The following is a 1,571-nucleotide window of genomic DNA, read 5'->3' on the forward strand; positions in this document are numbered from 1 at the left end:
CGCCGTAAACGTCGCACCGCCCTTCTCCGCAAGGACCTTCGTGATCGCCGCCGTCAACGACGTCTTGCCATGATCGACGTGACCAATCGTCCCAACATTGCAATGCGGCTTGCTGCGGTTGAATTTCTCTTTCGCCATTGAAGTCTCCCGGCTCTCCGGTGGTGTTGGTGTCTACGGTTTGGCTCAGGCGTACTTGGCCTGAACTTCGTCAGCGATCGCTTTCGGTACTTCAGAGTAGTGATCGAACTGCATCGTGAATGTCGCCCGGCCCTGACTCATCGAGCGCAGGTTATTGACATACGAGAACATGTTGGCGAGCGGAACCATCGCCGTGATGACGTTGGCATTGCCACGCATATCTTGGCCCTGGATCTGACCGCGCCGCGAGTTGAGGTCGCCGATGACGGAGCCGGTGTAATCCTCCGGCGTCACCACCTCGACCTTCATGACCGGCTCGAGCAACGCGCAACCGCCCTTCTGCAGCGCCTCGCGCAACGCACCGCGCGCCGCGATTTCGAAGGCGAGCGCCGACGAGTCGACCTCGTGATAGCGGCCGTCCACCAACGTGACCTTCAGGTCCACCACCGGGAAGCCAGCCAGCACGCCCGCGTTGAGCACGGACTGCAGGCCCTTCTCCACGCCCGGAATGAACTCCTTAGGCACGGCGCCGCCGACAATCTGGTTATCGAAGACAAAACCCGTGCCGGGCTCGGTCGGCTCGACCTCGATCTTGACCTGCGCGAACTGTCCGGTGCCGCCGGTCTGCTTCTTGTGCTGGAAGTCCACCGTAACCTTCTTGGTGATCTTCTCGCGGTAAGCCACCTGCGGCGCGCCGATGTTGGCATCGACCTTGTAGGTGCGCTTGAGGATATCGACCTTGATGTCGAGGTGCAGCTCGCCCATCCCCTTGATGATGGTCTGGCCGCTCTCGGTATCGGTATGGACACTGAAAGACGGATCCTCGGCCACAAGCTTGGCCAGCGCGACGCCGAGCTTCTCCTGGTCCGCCTTCGATTTCGGCTCGATCGCGATCTCAATGACCGGATCGGGGAATTCCATCTTTTCAAGGATCACGAAGTGCTGCGGATCGCACAGCGTATCGCCGGTGCGCACATCCTTCAGGCCAGCCAGCGCGACGATGTCGCCGGCATAGGCCTCCTTGATGTCTTCGCGGTTGTTGGCGTGCATCAGCAACATACGGCCGATGCGCTCCTTGCGGTCCTTGGTCGAATTGATCACGCCGGTGCTGCTTGCCAGCACGCCCGAATAGATGCGGCAGAATGTAATGGTGCCGACAAACGGGTCGTCCATGATCTTGAACGCCAGGAGCGACATCGGCTCATTGTCGTCAGGATGGCGCTCGACCTCGTTACCCTTGGCATCGACGCCCTTGATCGCCGGAACATCGCGCGGCGACGGCAGGTAATCGACCACGGCATCCAGCAGCGGCTGCACACCCTTGTTCTTGAACGAGGACCCGCACAGCACCGGATAGAACGCGCCGGTGATCACACCCTTGCGGACCAGCTTCTTGAGCGTCGCCTCGTCGGGCTCCTTGCCCTCGAGGTAAG

Annotated in this window: 2 protein-coding genes; both read right to left on the bottom strand. The window is 60.9% G+C overall.

From position 1 onward, the window contains the following. Nucleotides 1–138 (bottom strand): GTP-binding protein (locus tag VN004_RS12635; protein ID WP_325610540.1); only part of this gene is annotated, 138 nt, incomplete at its 3' end. Between the two features lie 45 nt (nucleotides 139–183). Further along, nucleotides 184–1,571: elongation factor G (gene fusA / locus VN004_RS12640; protein ID WP_325610538.1), on the bottom strand; the 1,388-nt coding region annotated here is incomplete at its 5' end.

Origin of the sequence: Pseudorhodoplanes sp. (assembly GCF_035565855.1) — a bacterium.
Taxonomy (GTDB): Bacteria; Pseudomonadota; Alphaproteobacteria; order Rhizobiales; family Xanthobacteraceae; genus Pseudorhodoplanes.